This window comes from Rothia sp. HMSC072B03 (genome assembly GCF_001809565.1).
GTDB classification, from domain to species: Bacteria; Actinomycetota; Actinomycetes; order Actinomycetales; family Micrococcaceae; genus Rothia; species Rothia mucilaginosa_A.
Genome location: NZ_KV797969.1, coordinates 224999 through 241401, shown reverse-complemented (window position 1 = coordinate 241401; position 16403 = coordinate 224999). Strand labels below are relative to the sequence as shown.

Annotated in this window: 13 protein-coding genes; 8 read left to right on the top strand and 5 right to left on the bottom strand. The window is 64.5% G+C overall.

Annotated elements, in window-relative coordinates:
* The first annotated feature begins 52 nt into the window (after positions 1-52).
* Both menD and HMPREF2630_RS04380 read left to right on the top strand, forming a co-directional pair.
* Positions 53-1945, top strand: a complete 1893-nt coding sequence (gene menD / locus HMPREF2630_RS04385; RefSeq protein WP_070483593.1) for a 2-succinyl-5-enolpyruvyl-6-hydroxy-3-cyclohexene-1-carboxylic-acid synthase — start codon at positions 53-55, stop codon at positions 1943-1945.
* Between the two features lie 224 nt (positions 1946-2169).
* Positions 2170-3189, top strand: a complete 1020-nt coding sequence (locus tag HMPREF2630_RS04380) for a glycosyltransferase (protein ID WP_070483591.1) — start codon at positions 2170-2172, stop codon at positions 3187-3189.
* A gap of 163 nt (positions 3190-3352) precedes the next feature.
* Here the strand turns inward: HMPREF2630_RS04380 and HMPREF2630_RS04375 are convergent, their stop codons facing one another.
* The gene (locus HMPREF2630_RS04375; protein WP_070483589.1) at positions 3353-4261 is read right to left on the bottom strand and encodes an MBL fold metallo-hydrolase; all 909 of its coding nucleotides are present in this window, start codon (positions 4259-4261) and stop codon (positions 3353-3355) included.
* A gap of 177 nt (positions 4262-4438) precedes the next feature.
* On the opposite strand from HMPREF2630_RS04375, the gene gluQRS reads away from it, so the two are divergent.
* From gluQRS to HMPREF2630_RS04345, 6 genes are all read left to right on the top strand, one after another.
* Positions 4439-5443, top strand: coding sequence for a tRNA glutamyl-Q(34) synthetase GluQRS (gene gluQRS / locus HMPREF2630_RS04370; RefSeq protein WP_070483588.1), 1005 nt, complete (start codon positions 4439-4441; stop codon positions 5441-5443).
* A gap of 418 nt (positions 5444-5861) precedes the next feature.
* Entirely contained in the window at positions 5862-7349 is a 1488-nt protein-coding gene (putP, locus tag HMPREF2630_RS04365; protein ID WP_070483586.1) for a sodium/proline symporter PutP, read from the top strand.
* A gap of 208 nt (positions 7350-7557) precedes the next feature.
* Complete coding sequence (locus HMPREF2630_RS04360; protein WP_070483584.1) at positions 7558-8511, top strand: 1,4-dihydroxy-2-naphthoyl-CoA synthase; 954 nt, start codon at positions 7558-7560, stop codon at positions 8509-8511.
* A 153-nt stretch (positions 8512-8664) separates the two neighbouring features.
* Entirely contained in the window at positions 8665-10005 is a 1341-nt protein-coding gene (locus tag HMPREF2630_RS04355; RefSeq protein WP_070483582.1) for an AMP-binding protein, read from the top strand.
* Between the two features lie 91 nt (positions 10006-10096).
* Complete coding sequence (locus tag HMPREF2630_RS04350) at positions 10097-11011, top strand: 1,4-dihydroxy-2-naphthoate polyprenyltransferase (protein ID WP_070483580.1); 915 nt, start codon at positions 10097-10099, stop codon at positions 11009-11011.
* Between the two features lie 111 nt (positions 11012-11122).
* Positions 11123-11575: a PLD nuclease N-terminal domain-containing protein gene (locus HMPREF2630_RS04345; protein WP_083298883.1), complete on the top strand. Its 453-nt coding sequence runs from the start codon at positions 11123-11125 to the stop codon at positions 11573-11575.
* A 98-nt stretch (positions 11576-11673) separates the two neighbouring features.
* Here the strand turns inward: HMPREF2630_RS04345 and HMPREF2630_RS04340 are convergent, their stop codons facing one another.
* The 4 genes from HMPREF2630_RS04340 to HMPREF2630_RS04330 form a co-directional block, all read right to left on the bottom strand.
* Positions 11674-12363, bottom strand: coding sequence for a histidine phosphatase family protein (locus tag HMPREF2630_RS04340; RefSeq protein WP_070483578.1), 690 nt, complete (start codon positions 12361-12363; stop codon positions 11674-11676).
* A 95-nt stretch (positions 12364-12458) separates the two neighbouring features.
* Positions 12459-12557: a 30S ribosomal protein bS22 gene (locus HMPREF2630_RS08920; RefSeq protein WP_005504750.1), complete on the bottom strand. Its 99-nt coding sequence runs from the start codon at positions 12555-12557 to the stop codon at positions 12459-12461.
* Positions 12558-12808: 251 nt separating this feature from the next.
* Positions 12809-14923, bottom strand: a complete 2115-nt coding sequence (locus HMPREF2630_RS04335) for an FCD domain-containing protein (RefSeq protein ID WP_070483576.1) — start codon at positions 14921-14923, stop codon at positions 12809-12811.
* An 85-nt stretch (positions 14924-15008) separates the two neighbouring features.
* Positions 15009-16256 carry an ArsR/SmtB family transcription factor gene (locus tag HMPREF2630_RS04330; protein ID WP_070483573.1) on the bottom strand — a complete coding sequence of 416 codons (1248 nt, stop codon included), beginning with the start codon at positions 16254-16256 and terminating at the stop codon, positions 15009-15011.
* Positions 16257-16403: the final 147 nt, after the last annotated feature.

Genomic DNA, 16403 nt, shown 5'->3' with positions numbered 1-16403 from the left:
CGCGAAGGTAACCCATACCGGCCCGATATGGGCGCGGCATTAGAATGGTACGGTGACTAAACATCGCTCCATCCCCGCCATGCTGACCGCAATTTCCGTGCTCGACTCACTGATTCGCGCCGGAATGCGGCATATTGTCGTGTCCCCGGGCTCCCGCAGCGCACCCTTGGCCTACGCCATCGCGGCGGCCGCCGAAGCCGGAGCACTCATCGCTCACGTGCGGGTGGACGAGCGAACCGCCGCCTTCACGGCTCTCGGCATCGCCAAAGCCTCGGGCCGCCCGGTGGGCCTTGTGTGCACCTCCGGTACCGCCCTGGGCGAGTACATGCCGGCCGTCATGGAGGCCTACCATGCCGGCATACCCCTCGCGATCATGAGCGCAGACCGCCCCGAGCGTCTGCGTGGAAGCGGCGTCAACCAGACCACCCACCAGGCCGGGTTCTTCTCTCCCTTTGTGCGCGCCGAGGCCGACCTGACCGCTTATCCCGAGCAGGAGGAAGGCGAGCAGACCTTTGCCTTCGCTGCCTGCCTCAACGCTTTGACCGGCCGCGCCGCAGAAAACTGGGCCCGCCCCTCGGCTGAGCCCATCGGCCCGGTTCACCTGAACCTCTGCTTCGATACGCCGCTCACCCCTACCGGGCAGTTCGCGCACGCCCTGCCGCAGTGGGCCCAGAGCCTGCTCGAGGACTACGACCCGCAGGAGGAGGCTCGCCTGCGCGCCGCCCGTGCCGAGGGGTCGGGGCTTTCCGCGCTAGAAAGGGAGTGGCTTCTGAGCTCCCTCAGCACCGGGGCCCAAACCATTGAGGCGGATGCGCCCGCGCCCTCCACCACCGCGCGAACCGTCGTGGTGGCCGCCGACGGGGCTGGGGAATTTGCCGCCGAGTTCGCGCGCGTGCTGAACCTGCCGCTGCTGGCCGAGCCCTCCTCCGAGGCACGCCACGGCGCGACCGCCATTCCGCACTACCCGCAGCTGCTCTCCTCAGAGGGATTCGAGCCTGCCGCGCGTATTGAGCGCGTGGTGCTCTTCGGTCACCCGACCCTTTCACGCCCCGTGACCGCTCTACTGGCTGACGAGAGCGTGCCCTGCGCCTACTACGCGCCGCGCCGCGCCAGCTGGTACGAGCCCGGAGCGCGTTCCTTCATCGAAATCTCCACCCCGCAGCGGCTCGCCGAGTTCGCGCGCGGTGTCAAGGACGCCCCGGCCGAGGGCACCGACCCCGCGGAAGAAGAAACCGGTGAAACCGCCGAGGCCTGGGTCCAGCAGTGGATGCGTGCCGGCAAGCAATTGCAGCAGGCCGCGCTGCGCGAAATTGAGACCTACGAGCACCGCGCGGACGGTGCCTCGGGCAATAGCCCAGAGGATGAGGAACGCTACCTCGACTACCGCAATCGCACCGCCGGACGCTCCTACGCCCGCCGCGTTTGGCGGGAAGCCGTGGAGCAGAAGCGGCTCCTCGTGCTGGGCTCCTCCAACCTTGTGCGTGATCTGGAGGCGGCGGCCCCCGCCCTGGGCGAGCCCGCCCCCGCGCGCGTCTTCGCCAACCGCGGTCTGGCCGGTATCGACGGCACCACGGCAACCGCCATCGGCGTTTCCCTCTCGGGCTACTACCCCGCCGGGACGGATTCCGAGGGCCGCCCCGTCGTTGGCGGCTCCGCCCTGCCGGTGACCCTGCTCTGCGGCGACCTGACCTTCCAGCACGACATTGCGTCGCTCAATCTGCCGAGCACCGAGCTGCTACCCGACCTGCGCATCGAGGTCTTCGACGATGCCGGCGGCGGCATCTTCACGACCCTGGAACACGGAGAGCTGGCCCGCGACGAGCAATTCGCCGCCGCGGTGAGCCGCTTCTTCACGGTCGCGGCCGCCCCGAACACCAACCTGGCGCGCATGGCCGCAGGGTTCGGCACCGAATCGGGTATCGAGGTGCGTATTCACACACCCTAGCGGGCGAGGCTGAACCCCGGAGAACCACGGGCTACGGATATACTGAAGACTGTATGCGCCCCACCGCGGGTTTACCCGGCAAATACCCGGTACCGGGGCCGCCGCAAGGGATTTTCCCGCTTAGATATCTATCGTCCGTCCGCTCCGGGAGCGTGCCGCTCGTCCCGCCAATTGTGATGAGCATTGCGCGCATTTTCCCCGGCGGATCCCTCTCAAGGAATCTCATGAGCTCACTCGATATTATTGTTGCCGTTCCCTCCGGCGCCGGTTGGGTTCCGGTGCACGCCATGGCGGACCTCCTGGCCCACTACACCGGCAGCACCGTCCACACCGTCAACGTGGGGGCTTCTCTGTCCAAGGAAACGAAGCTTCTGGCTCGCCTGCCGCGACTCAAGGGCGGTTCCCGCCGCTGCGTGGTCATCGCCTCCGACCCCGGCCAGCTCTACGCCGTCGCGCAGCGTTCCTTCGCATTCCGCCGCTACGGTGCCATCTACGGTTGGGTCATTGACAGCTTCTGGGACGACCGTATTCCCGCCGTTGCGAAGTCCTCGGTCTACGACCGTATCTTCGTCGCCGACGCCGACGACGTCCAGCCGTGGACCGCGGCCGGCGTGAAGACCCCGGGCGTGTTGCCCTGGGGAGCGGATGTGTGGAGCGCTTTCTCCGACCGTCTAGCGGCACTGGAGTCCAAGACCACCGATCTGCTGCGCGTGGGCCGACAGCCCGCCGCATATGAGGACGACGAAGCAACCGCTCGCCTGGCCAAGGAGCTGGGTTTGAGCTTCGAGGGCCGCCCGCCCTTTGGCGCGAACGACCGCGAGTCGGCGCAGCACCTGCAGGATTCGCTGAACCGCGCGAAGTTCCTGCTGGCCTTTTCCACCTCGGTGAGCCCCGCCCCCTACACCCACCCCACGAAGGAGTACATCACCGGCCGCTGGACCGATGCTCTGGCCTCCGGCGTCACCGTGGTGGGTCAGGTTCCGGACACGAGCACCGTACGCGAGATTCTCTGGGACGGTGCGACCGTCGATATCGATCACGCTGATGCTCGCGCGGGCCTCGCCCAGGTTGCCGAGGCCGCCTCGCGCTGGACCCCCGAGCAGGGCGAGCGTCAGATTCGTCGCGCCCTGCAGCACCTGGACTGGCGCCACCGCTTCGTGGAGCTCTGCGGCGCAATGGGCGAAGTTCCCGCTGCGCTGAAGACCGACTGCGAGGCCATGCGCGCGGAGTACGCCGCAGAATAAATCTTCCCCGACGCACGGCTATATATAACGCAGGTGCGGGCCGGTTTCTGAGAAGAAACCGGCCCGCACCTGCATTTATGCCATATTGGCTATATCGAATATGCTGAGGTTCCGGTGAGGCGGCGGGGCGCTCTACGACCCCGCGCGCCGTGGAATACAGGGCCTAGTAGGCAGCCTTACCCAACGTAATCGGGCCCGTAAAGCCGCTCGTGTCCGGCTGCTCCGCGTCGAAGCTCTCAGAGTCGGGGGCTTTCTCGAGCTGGGCCAAACGGTCCAGCAGGAAGCGGGTCGCGCCCGGCGCATAGGGCAGCTGGTACATTGCGGCGGTGGTCGCCTCATCCTCGCGGTCCAGGGTCGAGGCACGAATTGACTTGATCGCGCTAATCATAGTGTTGCGTTCGCGCTCCACGAAGGTGCGGTCCACGGGCTCGCCGTTACCGGGCACGAACACGCGGTAGCGGTCGAACTCCAGCACGGCACCCAGGGTGTCAATCCAACGATCGGGGAAGGAATCCTCGAAGTACGGGTCGGTGCCTTCCTCAATGAGGCCACCCATGAAGAGCACGTCCTCAACGCCGACCATGATGTCGCCGTCCGTGTGGCCGGGACCCATGTACATGAGGGTTGCGCTACGTTCGCCCAGGTCGATTGGGGTGAAGGTGATGCCGTCGCCGTTGTTAGCGACCAGGTGGTTGGGCACGACGATATCGGTGGCGGCACCCTGGTGGTGCGCCATCTCGGGCTCGAGGGTCTCAACGTAGGATCGCTGCGCCGCGCCGTACTTGCGGATGGCGCGAGCGGCGCGGGGGTGCGCCCAGAACTCCTCGACCCCCATAGCCGCGAAGACGTCGTTACCAAAGAAACGTTCGTAGTGGCCGTGGGTGTTCACTACGGTAATCGGAAGTCGGGTGAGGCGGCGAACCTCATCATAAATTTCGGTGGCCTGACGGGGACCGGCGCCGGTGTCTACGACCAGTGCCCGTTCCAGTCCGAGAACCAGTCCGGTATTGAGTCGGTAGTTATCCGTCGCGATGCGATACACGCCGTCGGCAAGTTCAATTGTGCGAGCCATAGATACAACCCTACTGGAATTTTTGAGCGATGTTGCGCCATTGCACTCTCAGAGAGCAAGATTTCCCTTTTTGGAAAAGGAAATTGGGCACACTCCGAGAGGTTTTCGGATTCCGGAGCCCCGGCCGCCCGGCCCGGATCCGCCTTGGTTGCAGTGCTTTCCGCGTAGGATGGAACCATGATTTCTCCAGATTCTTCGAACGATGTTTCCGGTGCGGTTTTCCCCAGCGGCACGGGACGCTACGCCCCCTCCCCCTCCGGCGACCTGCACCTGGGTAATTTGCGCACCGCGATTCTGGCGTGGGCGATGGCTCGCCGCGGTGGTAAGTCTTTCTACATGCGCGTTGAGGATCTGGATCGTGTGCGTCCCGGTGCCGCGGAACGCCAGCTGGCCGATCTGCGAGCCATGGGCCTGGACTGGGATGTCAGCCCGGGCAGCGCGGCAGAGAGTACCGAGAGTAAGGAGGCCGGCGTCCTCTACCAGAGCACGCGCCTTGCCGCCTACGAGCGTGCGGTTCAGCGCCTGCGCGAGGCGGGCCTCGTGTACGAGTGCTACTGCACCCGCCGCGAGATTCAGGAGGCCTCGAGCGCACCGCACGGTGCCCCGGGCGCCTACCCGGGCACCTGTCGCGGACTGAGCGAGGCGCAGCGCGAGGAACGCCGCGCCCAGCGTCCGCCGGCTCTGCGCCTTCGCGCCGAGCGCACGAGCTACACGGTGCATGATGATTTTTACGGCCCCTACACCGGGCTGGTGGACGATTTCGTGTTGGTACGCAACGACGGCACCTACGCGTACAACCTGACCTCCGTGGTGGACGACGCTTTCGTGGGGGTTGAGCAGATTGTGCGCGGCGATGATCTGCTACCCTCCGCGCCTCGCCAGGCGTATCTGGCGGGCCTGCTGGGTCTGCCGCAGCCGCGCTACGCGCACGTTCCCCTGGCGCTGAACGAAGAGGGTAAGCGCCTGGCCAAGCGTGACGGCGCGGTCACTCTGCCTCAGCTTCAGGAGGCGGGGGTGACCATCCCCGAGGTGCTCGGCTGGATTGCTGCCTCCATTCCGGTGCTGGACGATTCGGGCCGCCCGCATGAGGCTCGGGTTCCGGCGCCGGATGCTTCGGTGATTCTGGAGCGTTTTGACCCGGCCCTCATGTCGCGTGAGCCCTGGGTCGTGCGTAATCTTTAGACCTTCACACCACGTAACGCGGGCTCTTCCTGCCCCGTACCCCTTCTATGGGCGACACATTAGACGACACCCCGTCAAGGTTTTTAAACTTTTCGTTTTCTTCGTTTGCATTGAATATACCGATGCGCGTTTGTGTTGCCTTTGCATAGCTAAGCCCGTGACATAATGCCCGAAAGCCCTATCACCCCGGGTTTTCGGGCATTTTTTCGCACAGAATCCCACTGTCTCCCACACATACGGTTACCCGCAATATTCTATTTATGCATATTTATTTGTTTACCACATAACTAAATTTCGGAACGACGGTTTTATTTTCCGTTCTGAAGAATCTAGAATGTATCCCAGACCACTTATAAAGTTATGGAGTAGCGTATAAATACACACAGACGCTCACTATCACCAGGAGAGAAGGAAAACAATGGCCGCGAGTACATACCAAATCATCGCGCTGGCGATATATTTTGTCGCCATGATTGCGATCGGCCTGTGGGCCAATAGCAAGAACAACAGCCTCGACGACTACGTGCTGGGTGGACGACAGCTCTCCCCCACCGTCGCCGCACTCTCGGCTGGCGCATCCGACATGTCCGGTTGGCTCCTCATGGGTCTGCCCGGCGCCGTCTACCTCAGCGGCCTCTCCCAGGCATGGCTCGCCGTCGGTCTGACCATCGGCGCATGGTGCAACTGGAAGTTCGTGGCACCGCGACTGCGTAGCTACACCGAAGTTGCCGGCGACGCCGTGACCGTCCCCGTCTTCCTGAGCAACCGCCTCCATGACACCAAGCGCGTGCTGCGCATCGTCTCCGGCGTCGTGATTCTAGTGTTCTTCACCTTCTACGTCTCCTCCGGTATGGTGTCCGGCGGCCTGTTCTTCAAGTCCTCCTTCGGCCAGGAATACCACACCGGCATGCTCCTGCTGGCGGGCATCACCGTGTTCTACACCCTCTTCGGCGGCTTCATGGGCGCCTCCTACACCGACATGGTTCAGGGTCTGCTCATGCTTGCAGCACTCATCGCCGTGCCGGTCATCACCATCATCGATCTTGGCGGTGTAGGCCCGGTAGTTGAATCCATCAGCCAGGTTCGCCCCGACGCCCTCAGCATCTTCGCGGGCACCACCTTCGCCGGTATTATTTCATCCCTCGCCTGGGGTCTGGGATACTTCGGCCAGCCGCACATCATCGTGCGCTTCATGGCAATGCGCACCCCCGCCGACGCAAAGTCCGGCCGCCGCATTGGCATCAGCTGGATGGTTCTGACCGTGTTCGGTGCACTCAGCGGCGCATTCATGGGTATCGCGTACTTTGCACGCCACCCCGAAGCCTCCCTCACCAACCCCGAAACCGCAGAGTCCGTATTCCTGGACCTCTCGCAGATCCTCTTCCACCCCTTTATTGCAGGTCTCATCTTGGCTGCGGTTCTGGCGGCAATTATGTCCACCCTCTCCTCGCAGCTGATCGTGTGCTCCTCCGCTCTGGTGGAGGACCTCTACGGCATCTTCTCCTCGAAGAAGCTCAGCGCCGGCAAGTCCCTGTGGCTCGGCCGTGCAGGCGTGGCAATCGTGGCGCTGGTCGCCGGTGCCCTGGCATGGAACCCCAACAGCTCCATTCTGCAACTGGTCGCATTCGCTTGGGCTGGCTTCGGTTCGGCCTTCGGCCCGACCGTTCTGCTCTCCCTCTACTGGCGTAAGCTGACCACCCAGGGTGCACTGGCCTCCATGATTACCGGTGCCGTTGTGGCATTCGCATGGGGCCAGAGCCCCATGAAGTCCGTGCTCTACGAAATGGTTCCCGGCTTCGCTTCGGCGCTGCTTGTCGCCATCGTGGTTTCGCTCATGACCTACAAGAAGAACGACGCCATTGACGAAGAGTTCGACCGCGCGGTTGAGCTCGCCAAGGTCAAGTAAAGAGTCTCTTCCCCAAGGCTCGGGCCGCACACACGCGGTCCGGGCCTTGGTCTGTTTATAGGGTCTTAACCGGCCAAGATACAGGCGTGAGCACAAGAGCAGAAATCGTTCCCCGCGCATCATATTCTACTATCGGAATATTATGTCGGGCGTGCCCTCTCCCCCCGGCCTCGACGAGCCGCACCGCGGGCACCGTAAAATAGGGTCTATGACTGCACAACTTCCCGAAAAGGTCTCGGACATCTTCAACCCCGCCGACTGGCGCGTCGTTGAGGGCTTCGAGGACTTCACCGACATCACCTACCACCGCCAGGTTGAGCGCGACGAAAACGGCGAGATTCTGCGCGATCTGCCTACCGTGCGCATCGCCTTCGACCGCCCCGAGGTGCGCAACGCATTCCGCCCGCACACCGTGGACGAGCTCTACCGTGCCCTCGACCACGCCCGCATGACCTCTAACGTGGGCACCGTACTGCTCACCGGCAACGGCCCCTCCCCCAAGGACGGCGGCTGGGCCTTCTGCTCCGGCGGCGACCAGCGCATCCGCGGCCGCGACGGCTACCACTACGCCAGCGGCGAGACCGCAGAAAGCATCGACCCGGCACGCGCGGGCCGCCTGCACATCCTGGAGGTGCAGCGCCTCATCCGTACCATGCCCAAGGTCGTTATCGCCCTGGTCTCCGGCTGGGCAGCCGGTGGCGGTCACTCCCTGCACGTGGTGGCCGACCTGACCATCGCCTCCGAAGAATACGGCAAGTTCAAGCAGACCGACGCGACCGTCGGCTCCTTCGACGCAGGCTACGGTTCGGCGCTGCTCGCCCGCCAGGTGGGCCAGAAGTTCGCCCGCGAAATCTTCTTCCTCGCCAAGGAATACGACGCCCAGCGCATGTACGAAATGGGCGCGGTCAACGACGTGGTTCCCCACACCGAGCTGGAGAACAAGGGCCTGGAATACGCGGCGCACATCGCCCGCCAGTCCCCGCAGGCAATCCGCATGCTCAAGTACGCCTTCAACCTGCCCGACGACGGTATGCTCGGCCAGCAGGTCTTCGCCGGTGAGGCCACCCGCATGGCCTACATGACCGACGAGGCCGTGGAGGGCCGCGATGCGTTCCTGCAGAAGCGTGACCCGGACTGGTCCAACTACCCCTACTACTTCTAGTAGCTTCAAATGAATAGGCTCGGAGCCGGATTCACCCCTGAGACCCTCAGCTAAGAATCCGGCTCCGGCGCGTTGTTGGGCGCGTTATTGCAGCCCCGGCGCATGACACGCCACTAGAGCACAGCCGCTACGAACAGCCGCTAAGGACTTTCTATGATTACCACCCCCGTACCCGGGCTCGAGCCCCTACTCGCCCCCGGGGAGGATGCCCTGCACCCTCACGCGGTACGCTTGCGGGCCGATCGACCCGCCGATCCGCGGGCCCTTCTGGATTCTTTCGGGCGAATCTTCGCGGGGAACGATCAGGATTCCGTCGCCCTGCTCGTGGGTACCTCCGGTTCCACCGGAATCCCCAAGCACACCGCGCTGAGCGCCCGAGCCCTGCGGGCGAGCGCGGAGGCAACCGAGGGCTTCTTCAAGAGCGCGGGAAGCGAGGCCTCCCAGTGGCTTCTAGCCTTACCCGCGCACTATGTTGCGGGCGCCCAGGTTCTGGCCCGCTCGGTGCTGGCCGGAACCGAGCCAGTCATCGCACGCTCCGTGACCGAGCCGGTGCACTTTAGCCCCGATGTCTTCCTGCGGGCGGTCGAGCAGCTGAGCTCCACCCGTCGCTTTGTTTCGCTCGTGCCCACCCAGCTGCACAAGCTTCTCGAGACGGCCCGGAACCAGCCGCGCACGGGCGAAGAGATTCACGCCGCGCTCCGCTCCTTTACCGGGATTCTGCTCGGAGGTGCCCCCGCCAGCGCTGACCTGCTCGCAGCCGCCCAAGAGCTGGGGCTCAACGTCGTGACCACCTACGGTAGCGCCGAGACCGCCGGCGGGTGCATCTACTCCGGCCGGGCGCTGCCCGGCGTGCGGGTGGAGCTCATCCCGGAAGAGGGCATGCCGAGCGTGCCCTCCGCGGGTACGGAGCTAACGAATGAGGACCCGGCGCATGAGGATCCGCCGCAGGTTGGTCGCATCTGGATCAGCGGCGCGCATCTGGCGCAGGGCTACCTGGGCGACCCCGGTCGTACCGCAGAGCATTTCTTCGCCGCTGCCGACGGCACCCGCTGGTACCGCACCGACGACTACGGCCTGCTGAGCACTCACGCCCACGGTGAGCCGTGCATCCTACGCGTGCTGGGGCGTAGCGACGACATCATCATCACCGGCGGCGTCAAAATTTCGGCCCGCGCGGTAGCTGAGGCTCTTGAGAGCCACCCCGCCGTGCGCGAAGCCCTCGTGTGCGGTCTGCCGGATGCACGCTGGGGCTCCGCCGTGACGGCCGCCCTCACGCTCGTGTCCCCGGCCGAGGGCGCGGCTACGGCCCTCGCCGAGAACGCGGAGCTACGCGAGGCCCTGCGGAGCCTCTGCATCGAACGCCTGGGTGTGGCGGCGGCACCCAAGCTGTTGAGCATCCTGCCCGACTTCCCGCTTACCAGCACCGGCAAACCGGACCGCCGCGAAATATACAGTATCCTGGACAGGGACTATCGGGAGGCCTCGCGCGGATAGTATTCGCGCCGCGGTTCTGCCTCACGGCGCCGTCCCGTACCTCCCGTAGCCCTCCTCACCGCAAACGCATCAACCCCTGGAAGGAACCCCCGTGGCCACTGCCGCTCAATGGATTGAAGGCGCGCGCCTGCGCACCCTGCCGCTTGCCGTCGCTCCCATTATTGCCGGTTCGGCCGCTGCCTACGAGATTGGCGAGTTCAAGCCGCTGTACGCCTTCCTGGCCTTCCTGGTCGCGTTTTTCCTGCAGGTGGGCGTGAACTACGCCAACGACTACTCCGACGGCATTAAGGGTACCGACGAAGACCGCGTGGGGCCCCTGCGTCTGGTCGGTTCGGGCGTGGCCAGCCCCCGTTCGGTCAAGTACGCCGCATTCGCGTGCTTCGGTGCGGCAATGCTGGCGGGCCTGGTGTTGGTGGCCCTGGCAAACCAGTGGTGGTTCCTGGCGATTGGCGCCTCGAGCGTCTTCGCGGCGTGGGGCTACACCGGCGGTAAGCATCCCTACGGCTACATGGGCCTGGGTGACGTGTTCGTCTTCGTCTACTTTGGTCTGGTCGCCACCCTGGGCACCCTCTACACGCAGGCCCACACGCTGACCCTGCTGGGCTGGGTGGGGGCTATCGGTATTGGCCTGATTTCCTGCGCACTGCTCATGGCGAATAACGTGCGTGACATCCCCACCGATATCGAGGCCGGCAAGCTGACCCTTGCGGTGCGCCTGGGCGAGCGCTGGTCGCGCGTCGCCTACATCGCGGAGATGGCCCTCGCGCTGCTCCTGACCGTCCTGCTGCTCGATCAGAACCCCTGGTTCATGCTGGTCTTCGTGCTCGTGGGCCCGACCGTTCACTCCTGTATGACTGTGTGGATGCGTGGTGGCCGCGAGCTGATTCCCGTGCTGAAGCAGGCTGGCATCGTGGCGCTCGTGTACTCGGTGCTCCTGGCGCTGGCCGTGTGGCTGGGTTCGCTGGATATCATCAGCCACGAAATTCAGGTGTTCACCGGCTACTAAGCCGCCGGAGCCCTCCCAAAGTTTTGCTCCTTCGATACCGCACGGCGGCGGTGGATCAGTCCTGAGCTGACTCGCTTTTGGCGACGACCCGCGATATGTCATAGTGGTTCTATGTTTCGAGCCATGCTGATTATTGGTGCGGGCGCCCTCGTGGTGGGCCTGACCATCTACGCCCTTCTGGATGCCGTGCGCACCCCCGCGCGCGAGGAGCGTACCCTGCCCAAGTGGCTGTGGGTTCTCGTCACCCTGTTCTTCCCTGTGGTGGGTCCCGTGCTATGGTTGCTGCTGGGCCGCCCCAAGCGGGAGCGCGGCACCCACGACTCTATCTCTCTGCCCGGCGCGGCTCAGCGAGGCAACGCCCCCTCGATGGCTTCCCCCGACGACGATGAGGCCTACCTGCGCTGGCTCAAGGCGAAGGCCGAGCGCGAACGCGCCAGCCGCGAGGCGGAGCGCGCATCTCGAGAGGCCGGCACCGACGGGCACGAGGATTCTAACCCCGAACATAAACGGTCCGAAAATGAAGGGACCGAAGGCGAACGTCCCGAGGACGACCCGAGCCGATAGCCCGGTACGATTCCCCATTCTTAACGCAGGCTGCGGGGCGCATCCCTCAATGGATGCGCCCCGCAGCCTTAGCTATACCCGCGAATAACGCGCGTGACTTAGCTTCCGGGAAGCTGGATAACGCCACCGTACAGCGGTGCGGCGGGCTCGGAGTAGCCCACGAAGCGCGGCATCTCGTGCTCGAAGTCCACGGTGCTGAACGCGAGGGTCGTAACCGAGGCGAGGTTGCACTCGCGGGAACGCGGGTCGTGCTGCAGCAGGCGACCCTCCACACCCAGGCGGGTAATCCAGATCGGCAGCTGGTGCGAGACGATGATTGCCTCCGCACCCTCGCCGCCGATTTCGTAGGTGCGACGGGCGGCGTCCTGAACGGCCGCGGCCATGCGGCGTACCTGCTCCAGGTAGGACTCGCCCCAGGAGGGACGGGCCGGGTTGTAGAGCTTCGTCCAGTGACGCGGGTTGCGCAGAAGCTCCTGCGCATTCACGTGCAGGCCCTCAAAGTAGTTATCGGCCTCGATGACGCGTTCGTCAGGCTGAGCGGTCAGCCCCAGCAGCTCCTCAACGGGTGCGGCCGACTCGCGGGTGCGCTGCAGGGGTGAGCAGACCAGGTGCACGAAGCGGGCGCCGTCTTCAGCGCGTGCCGCGAACTCCTCGGCGCTCAGACGCACCATCTGCCGGCCCTTCTCGGACAGGCGGTAACCGGGAAGGCGGCCGTACACGATGCGTTCGGGGTTGTGCACCTCACCGTGGCGCATGAGATGAACTTTAACGGTGTGAGTTTCAGTCATGGGTCCAGTCTCTCAGATAGCGGCCCCCACCCCCAAACAGCGAGAACGCGAAAGCCCCGCTCCTCGTGCAAGAGGGCGGGGCGAAAGAAGTCTATTTACTTCTTGTTGCGGCGCTGGTGGCGGGTCTTACGAAGCAGCTTGCGGTGCTTCTTCTTGGACATACGCTTGCGGCGCTTCTTGATAACGGAACCCATAGGATTTCCTCACTTTACTCGTACCCGGCCGAGCCATTCGACTCGGTAGCTACCCGGGAATATGTATACCGGTATAACCGATCCGGAACGCATTTTAGGCACAGAAATACCCTGCGTTTCGGAGCGCTACCTACCTAGAGTACTAGGTTTGTACCCATTTTCACCATTCGAGAGCCGGTTTTGAGGAGTTTTTCCCCGTTTTTCCGGATCTTCCCGGGGCTAAGCCGGGCTAAAACGGTGTCTCCGAAAGCCTAGCGACGCTTCTTCTTGGACTTCTTCGAGCCCTTGGAACGGCCCTTCGACAGGGCGGAGCCAGAGGTGTGAACCGAAGAAGCGGCATCGGCTTTTTCGGGTGCGGAGGTTTCGCCGGGCTCAGTAGTTTCCTCGGACTCGGAGGTTTCGCCGGGCTCGACGGATTCGACCGGCTCCGCCTCGGAGCCCTCCACCGCGGGTTCCTCGAGGGCGCCAGAGTCAGCGGTAGTGGGCTCGGGCTCCTCATCGGCGGAGTCCTCGGATGCGGCGGCGTGGAAAGCCTTGAGACGCTCGGCGCGCTCGGCCTCGGCACGAGCCAGGGCCTCGGCGTCCGGTGCGGTTACCTTCTCCTCGGCGTCCTTTTCTTCAGCCGGTTCGGGGGCCTGCTCCTCGTCACCGCGCGAGGCGGGCTCGTACACGTCCACGCCGAAGAATCGCTTCATCTTGGACAGCAGACCGCGGCGCTCCGGCTCCTGATCCTGCTCGTGCGGGAGCATCGCGTAGGTATCTTGAAGCGTCGCGGCCGCCTCTAGACGGTTCGAGGGCTCGGCCGAGGGCTCCTCATGCGCCTGCTGAGCGGCCGGCTGGGCGAACTCGGGGGCGGCGGTCTTCTGAGCGGGTGCCTCCACGCTTTCGCGCGAGGGAGCGCGCAGCACGCGGTCGCCGGAGGAAGCGGCGGGCTCGGCGGCACGGGACGCAAGCACGCTCGGGGCAACCAGGGTGTGGCTACGATCCACGGGCTTGATGATGGTGGCGCGCACCGGGGAAATAATCTGGCCGCTACGGCGACGGGACGTACCGGATGCCGCACGCAGAACCTTTGCGGGTTCCGCCGGCTCCTCGGCGGGAGCGGACTGCAGGGTCCGCTGAGCGTCACGGGCATCGGCCCGAGCCGGCTCGGGGGTGTTCTGCGCGGAAAGGTTCTGCGCGGAGCCGCCCTGCCACGGGGCGCCGGCACTCTGCGCGGGCTGGGCTACCTGAGCCTGGGGAGCACGGGTCGCCGTGCGGGGGTGCGGGGTGCCGAAGCTCAGCGGCACATCCGCGCTCACGGAGCGCGCCGGGCGGGCGGGGGCCTCGGCGCGCGGAGACTCGGCCTTCTGGGGCTCGGTCTTCGAGCGGGCGGGCTGCGCCTGAACCGACTGTACGGGCTCGGGAGCCTTCACCTCGGCAGGTGCGGGGGCCGAAATCACGGGCGCAACGGTCTCACTCCGGGGTTCCTCCGCGGGACCATCCGAAACGGGCTGTGCATCGCCGGAAACCTCAACGCCGGCAACCGCAAAATCTGCATCCGAGAATGAGGGGTCATCGGCAATGGCCTCGTCGAAATCTTCAACCAGGTCGTCGGCCTCAAAATCCTCCAGCTCAACCGGGGCGAAGGAGGCCGCCGCCGGCTCACCGGGTAGCCCGTTCGCGGAGGTCGCTTCTTCCTCCAGGTCAATGCCCGCCTCGGAATACATGCCGCGTAGCTGGCCAATCACCAGTGCGCGCGCCGTCGCAGCATCGCCGGCCTTCAGGGCCTCGGCAATGGCACGGCTCTCGGCGCGCAGACGCTCCACGGCGCTACTCCACAGCGGCATGCGGCCAACCAGGGAGAGCATCGATTCGAAGCTCGGCTGACGCACGGACGCCAGAAGACCGACCAGTAGCTCGTTGCCGGCGCAACGCATCACCTGGTGGTGGAAGCTCAGCAGAAGCTCCAGGAAATCGCGGATGGACAGGTCGAAGTCTTCCATCTGGGCGAGGACGTCGTCCATCTCGGCAAAGGACACGGTCTTCGGATCAATACGCGCAATCGCCCAGCTCTCCAGCAGAATTCGTGTCTGCACCAGGTCACGCGTGGGGTAGCGCGAGCTCGACATGTGCAGGCGCAGGGCGGCACTTGCGGCGGCGGCAGGCTCATCACTCAGGTGAACCAGCATCTCCTTGCCACGACCGGTGTAGAGCTGCACCAGGTCCATGTCTTCAAGGGTTCGCAGGGCGTCGCGGGTGCGAGATCGTCCCACGCCAATCGCGCGCGCAATCTCGCTGTCCGTGGGCAGGTCCTGGCCCAGCTGAATATTACCTTCGAACAATTCGTTCTCGAGCCAGCGCAGAATTTTACGATGAATAGCCACGTGTATGCTGTCTTTCGCTTAAAGAGGTGAGTGAGAGTGGGTGTTTGAGGACAGGGGGTAGCGCGCAGGGCGCAGGATGCGTAGGCTAACGGCGGCGGCCACGCAGGAAGCCGAAGAGGCCACCGCGGTGTTCCTTCTCCTTGGACTCCTGGGCGGGGACGTACGCCGAGTTGTAGGCGGGCATCGTCTGGTATTCGGGTTCGCTCTGCGGGGGCTCGGCAGGTGCGGATTCGGGTTCCTCGGGGGTTTCCTCGGAGGCTTCTTCAGAGCCCTCGGCCTGTTCCGACGCCTCTTCTGCCGTCGCAGAATCCTCTGCGGGAGCAGCTGCGGAATCTTCTGCGGGCTCAATTGCAGGAGCCGCTACGGTAGCTTCTTCGGAGCGCTCTGAGGAGTCTTCCACGGCGGCGCTTGCCTCAGCGGTGCCTTCCTCAGCTGCGCTTTCCTCGACGATAGGCTGAACCGATCCGCCCACCACGGCAGCGGGATCGATGCCGTAGGAAGAGGCCGAGTTGAAGCCGTAACCGGAGGACACGGAAACCGCAGGGCTCTCCGTCTTCTCGACGGGCTTTTCGCTCTTTGCGGGTTCCTCGACGGGTTCTGCGGTGGCAGTGGGAGCAACCTGCACCTCGGGGCGGGCGGTGCGGCCCGCATCGTAGCCATAGGAGGCGGGGGTGAAGGGACGCATCGGGGTGCTGTCTACCGCTTCCTCATGCTCGGGGATGGCCTGAGATTCAGAGTCTCGAGTGGTTTCGCTTGCGGCGGCGGGCGATGCTTCGGCGGGTGCCGGGTGCGCCGGGCGGGCGATGATGCGCGTGTTGGGGGTAATGTACTGGGCGCGGGCACGACGGATTCGCTCCTGCTCCAGTTCCTCCGCGGTGGGCTGGGCCTCGGCTGCAGGCTGCTCTGCGGACTGTGCCGCGGGCTTTACCTCATGAGCTTCAACAGCCTTGGGCTCGGCGACCTTCTCGGCTGCCGGCTCGGTGGCGACGGCTTCGGCCTTTTCTGTGGGGGCGTGTTCGCTAGACAGGGTGGCACCGCCGGGCAGGGCCACCGGCGCTTCGCTGGCGCGGCGTGCAATCTGAACCGTCTCGTTAATCCAATCGGTGACGGTTGCGAACACCTCGGGGTTCAGCGAGTAGAGGCGACGCTGCCCTTCCACCGTCACGGAGACGACGTCTGCATCGCGGAGGACTTTAAGGTGCTTTGAGATGGTCGGCTGGCTCATGCTCAGCTTTTCAACAACAGCACCCACCGTATGGGTTTGCTCGGCGAGGATACGCACGATTCGACGACGGGTAGGGTCCGCAATGACAGAAAAAACATCAGAATGCATATAGCGATTATGACATATAATAGGGGCACCTCAAGCTAAGAATGAGGGTGATGCGGAGAATCCCCTTAAATTTTTTTATGCTCTGCACCCCATAAGAACCTCTCGCACGTTCGTTTTGGCTCGTCTTCTCTAGAAATCTCGACCAAA